Source organism: Vulcanisaeta distributa JCM 11216, assembly GCF_001315985.1.
Taxonomy (GTDB): Archaea; Thermoproteota; Thermoprotei; order Thermoproteales; family Thermocladiaceae; genus Vulcanisaeta; species Vulcanisaeta distributa_E.
This window is the reverse complement of the sequence record NZ_BBBI01000040.1, coordinates 1-4,560: the sequence shown is the minus strand read 5'-3', so window position 1 is coordinate 4,560 and position 4,560 is coordinate 1. Positions and strand designations below refer to the sequence as shown.

Genomic DNA, 4,560 nt, shown 5'->3' with positions numbered 1-4,560 from the left:
GAGGAGGATTAGGGAGTTAATGGGTGGTGGTGCGCTTATTGATGGGTATTCACTACGTTGATACTCTGTTAAACCTTGGTGGTGATTATACGGAGGTTAAGTCGGTATGTGCGCACGGCTTTGCTGGGCTTGAGGGTGAGGACATTAGTGTATCAATATTTAGGTTCAGGAGTGGCGCTGTGGGTGTCCTGCTTTATTCCTGGTCGTCGCCAGGCGGTGATAGGGCACCGGCCTTCGAGATCTATGGCGAGCACGGCTTCATAATGGAGGATCCAGGTAGTCGTGTCCCTGGTAAGCCGTACGGCGATTTACTAATAAGTATTGATGGTAGGCAGGATAAGGTGGTTGTCGAGAAGGTTAATACTGTTGAGAGGGAGATTGAGCTCTTCATTCAATCAGTGCTTAATAATACCGATGTCCCAATGCCACCTGAGATTGCACTACGTGATTTGAAGGCCGTATTAGACTCGTATAAAAACTGCGGTGAGTTAAGTATGGGCTTTCAACCAGTTTAGCACGTCCTCATAAACCGCCTTCTTATTCAATTCATTTAGTATTTCGTGGTACATACCATCGTAGATCCTCATCACCTTATCACTAACCCTTAATTTACTGAATACCTCCTGTGTGGCCCTTGGCGGTACTACCTTGTCCTCACCACCATGCATCATCATTATGGGTACCGATATGTTATCAATGTACTTCCACACCTCCCTTGATGCCTTAACGAGCTCATGCAGTATCCTTACCGTGGGCTTCTTAAAGACGAGTGGATCGTTCACGTACTCCTCTACGACCTTCTTATCATGCGTCAGGAATTCAGGATTTATTGGTAGGTTTAACCTATACCTTGGTGATAATGCGTTTAGCAACGATAGCATGAACCAGGAACCAGCACTTACGCTTACAATCGCCGCCGCGCCACTTGTTATGGCGGTACGCACACCCTTGCCAATCCTACCTAAGTAATGAAGGACTATTAAGCCACCCATTGAGTGCCCAAATAGGAATACTGAGTCAAAGCCCGTCTTCTTAAGCATGGCCTCTATGAAGTCCTCGAGATCATTTAGAAATAGGTCGAAGCTATCCACGTAACCAAGGTCCTTAGGGCTTGCCGTCAATCCATGACCCCTCAGGTCCTGCATGCATAGTGAGTATCCGTTACTTGATAGGTAATTACCGAAGTCATTATACCTACCACTGTGCTCTGCGAAGCCGTGAACCCCAATTACAAGGCCCAACGGCTTATCAGCCAACCAACACCTATAATACACATTAATACCTGTACCAAGCCGAATCTTCTCCTCAACCCTCTGAGGCATAATTGACGCTTCATTGCATGCTTTTAAGGATATAAAATAAATAAATTACTTACTTTGACAAGCATTCTATAAATCCATGGATAGTGTCCTCGGAGATCCTTCTAACCAGGGAATCAATGTTCACAAACCTACCCACCAATTGAAGAAGCCTACCCAGGCTTGCCGTAGCATCCCAATCAATTTGGGAACCACTACCTGTTGCATTAACTCTTATTGTCAATAATATACTTATTGCGCTACCCGCAGCCCTACCATCAACCCTGTACTTAACCTCATTTCCTGACCGCCCAATCAGCTCCACAACTGCGTCGGTAGTTATTCTCCTCAACTCAGCAATTGGGACCTCGTTACCAAGGTCAACCCTAAACCTGGCCCTGACCTTCTCCTTATCAATTATCTCGTGGTTGATTATATTAGGTATGCAGGTGATCGCCCTAGGCAAGTCCGTAATGAAGCCCATCACGTCACCGGGCGCCTTATTAACAGTGAATGACCCATTATAACGCAATTCACTACTCATGGAGACCACCCAATCAATGACCTACTCCTTTGGACTATGTGGTGCAGAATTAACGTTAATGATGCAATTAAGCCCCCCCTCTCCTCATCAATAGTTCCCTCGAAGGACTTAACTATTGATGTTGTTCCTTGATCCAAATCCTTAATATCAGAACTTGGATTGGCTCCAAATAGCGTGTGTTCCTTAGTCCTTGATGCCTTACTAACGCCTAGAAACTTCGAAACTTCATCCGCCAACCTCTCTCCAACCAACCTACCCGTTGTAAATTTACCACCAATTACCGAAACCAGATTCTTTGGTCTCTCATGCCTCACTACCATGAAGTCCCTAGTCGCCTCCCTCCCTGTAACCCCCCCCGGCATACTTATCAAGCCTAACCGATGCATAAGCCCTAATAACTGGTTCCCTAGCCAATGCAGGGACCATTTGGGAACCCTCAGATGTTAGGAACTCAATATCGTCCTTACTTATCGTTAGATTGTCAGGATCATCCACAATGACGGCGGTCGTCCCCCCCATAATCGATACGTGGCCATAAGGCACGAGTATATCACCATCGGATGGGGGTCTCATCCTATTAATGACCCTCCTCGCAAGCCTATGCCTATAAACGACCATAACACCCATTGTTGGCATGATATCAACGTTTATACCGGCCATACCAGCGACGCGCCCAGCCCAGGGACCTGCTGCGTTAACGAAGATCTTTGCATCCACACGTTTAATATCGCCTTTAGCCCCATCCCTAACCACCGCGCTTGTTATTTCATCACCATTAATATTAAAGCCTACGACCTCGGCATTTTGAATAACCAACGCACCCTCTATGTAGGCAGAAATAGCTGCGCTAATTAATAATTCCCTCGCGTACACGACCTTATCGGGAACCTCAATTACAGCCTTAACCTCAGGGTTTAGGTTAGGTTCCTCCCTAACCGCATCCCTAGTATCGATGATTCTATAATCGATGTTAGCCCTCCTTAAACCACTAATGAACTCTTCCTGGAAGTCCAGGTCATCCTTGGTGACCGCCACGAAATAACCGCCAGTATCATCAACCGCGTGAGGGGGCTATCCTGGCAATGATTTTATTCTCCTCCGCGCACTCAACCGCGGCCTTTGGGTCAGTAACCACGTACCTAGCACCACTATGTAACAGACCATGCATCTTACCCGATGTGCCGCCACCAATGACTCCTTTCTCGAGGAGTACTACCTTCAATCCCCCCCTAAGTGCAAGGTCCAATGCCGTGAATACCCCCCCATTAACTCCACCGCCGATTATAGCCACATCAAACTCCATGCTAAATCACCTTACCAACCTTAACACTGCGTATAACCCTATCTGGATAATTACTTGTAATATCGTCAACACCCATGTCAACGAGGCGCCTCGCCTCTTCCTCATCATTCACAGTCCAGGCACCGACCTTCAGCCCGAGCCTATGTGCCATCTCGATGCCCTTTCTATCAATTAAATCATGAGATGCATGTAGCCATTGCGCATTTAGTTTCTTAGCGGTGTCGATAAACCAGGAAACCCTGCCAACAAATATTACACCAATCTCCACATCCCTATCAATAGCCCTAACATTACTCAGAGCATCAAAGTCAAAGGAAATTATTTGTGCGTCAACATTGTATCGCCTAATTAAATCAATAACCTTACCCTCAATGCCAGGGTAATAATCACTACCACGCTTGATCTCAACCTTATACTTAACCCTCCTACCAAACTCCCTAAACACCTCCTCAAGCGTTGGCACCCTAACGTCACGCCACTTACCACCAAACCTGGCACTGGCATCGAGCTTCTTAATCTCAGCTAGAGTCAAGTCCTTAATAAAACCCCCTACCATTTGTTGTCCTATCAACCGTGAAATCATGAATAACCACAACCTCGCCATCCCTAGTCATGTGAACATCAAGCTCAACACCATCAACGCCCATGTCAATGGCCATCCTAAATGACGGCAACGTATTCTCAGGGGGGGCATAACCCATGGCACCCCTATGGCCAAAGACCAAAACCATATCCTTGTCGTTTTAACCTAAAATGATTAAAGTAATTAAACATTACTGACGCTCCTCAATACCTGGGATTATTAAGTCTTGAATGAATACTTAACGCTCTAGTTCTTGCTATGGCTATTTATTATGTATATTTATCATTCTATTCTCTGTATTTAATAATCTATAATCCATATGCCCACGGAATCTCCCTAGCCCAACCCAAGGCTCTCTGTACAGCTGCTCTCCAACCCTTATACAATCGTTCCCTCGTTTCCACGTCCATCCTTGGTTTAAATACCCTGTCTAATTTCCAGTTCCTTGCAATTTCATCTAGGTTCTTCCAGAGGCCCACGGCTAATCCTGCCAGGTAACCTGCACCCAATGACGTTGTTTCGAATATTACTGGTCTCCAAACCTCAATACCCGTTATGTCTGCCTGGAACTGCATTAGGAAGTTATTCCTGGCTGCGCCACCATCGACCTTAATCCTCGGTATCTTAATTCCCGTATCATTAATCATAGCCTCGAGAACATCCCTATTTAGATACGCTATTGCCTCAAGGACAGCCCTGGCGATGTGCTTCCTCTCCGTTCCACGCGTAATGCCTATTATGAGACCACGGGCATACTGGTCCCAATACGGCGCACCAAGCCCGGTGAATGCCGGTACAAAGTAAACACCGCCAGTATCGGGGGGGGCTGAGG

General features: G+C 46.4%; 5 protein-coding genes and 2 pseudogenes. 1 reads left to right on the top strand and 6 read right to left on the bottom strand.

Going from position 1 to position 4,560, the window contains the following annotated elements:
- Positions 1-41: 41 nt before the first annotated feature.
- Complete coding sequence (locus JCM11216_RS13915) at positions 42-515, top strand: Gfo/Idh/MocA family oxidoreductase (RefSeq protein WP_243676453.1); 474 nt, start codon at positions 42-44, stop codon at positions 513-515.
- Here the strand turns inward: JCM11216_RS13915 and JCM11216_RS13910 are convergent.
- From JCM11216_RS13910 to JCM11216_RS13890, 6 genes and pseudogenes are all read right to left on the bottom strand, one after another.
- Positions 489-1,322, bottom strand: coding sequence for an alpha/beta hydrolase (locus JCM11216_RS13910; RefSeq protein ID WP_054854582.1), 834 nt, complete (start codon positions 1,320-1,322; stop codon positions 489-491). The two genes, JCM11216_RS13915 and JCM11216_RS13910, sit on opposite strands and share 27 nt — an antisense overlap.
- 49 nt (positions 1,323-1,371) lie before the next feature.
- The gene (locus JCM11216_RS13905; RefSeq protein WP_054854581.1) at positions 1,372-1,842 is read right to left on the bottom strand and encodes an SRPBCC domain-containing protein; all 471 of its coding nucleotides are present in this window, start codon (positions 1,840-1,842) and stop codon (positions 1,372-1,374) included.
- Complete coding sequence (locus JCM11216_RS20245) at positions 1,839-2,204, bottom strand: hypothetical protein (RefSeq protein ID WP_243676452.1); 366 nt, start codon at positions 2,202-2,204, stop codon at positions 1,839-1,841. Before JCM11216_RS20245 ends, JCM11216_RS13905 begins: the two co-directional genes overlap by 4 nt.
- Positions 2,170-3,145, bottom strand: a pseudogene (locus JCM11216_RS13900) (FAD-dependent oxidoreductase). The gene JCM11216_RS20245 and the pseudogene JCM11216_RS13900 overlap by 35 nt, the downstream one beginning before the upstream one ends.
- A 1-nt stretch (position 3,146) precedes the next feature.
- A pseudogene (locus JCM11216_RS13895) lies at positions 3,147-3,804 on the bottom strand (glycerophosphodiester phosphodiesterase).
- A 232-nt stretch (positions 3,805-4,036) separates the two neighbouring features.
- Positions 4,037-4,560 (bottom strand): FGGY-family carbohydrate kinase (locus JCM11216_RS13890; RefSeq protein ID WP_243676451.1); only part of this gene is annotated, 524 nt, incomplete at its 5' end.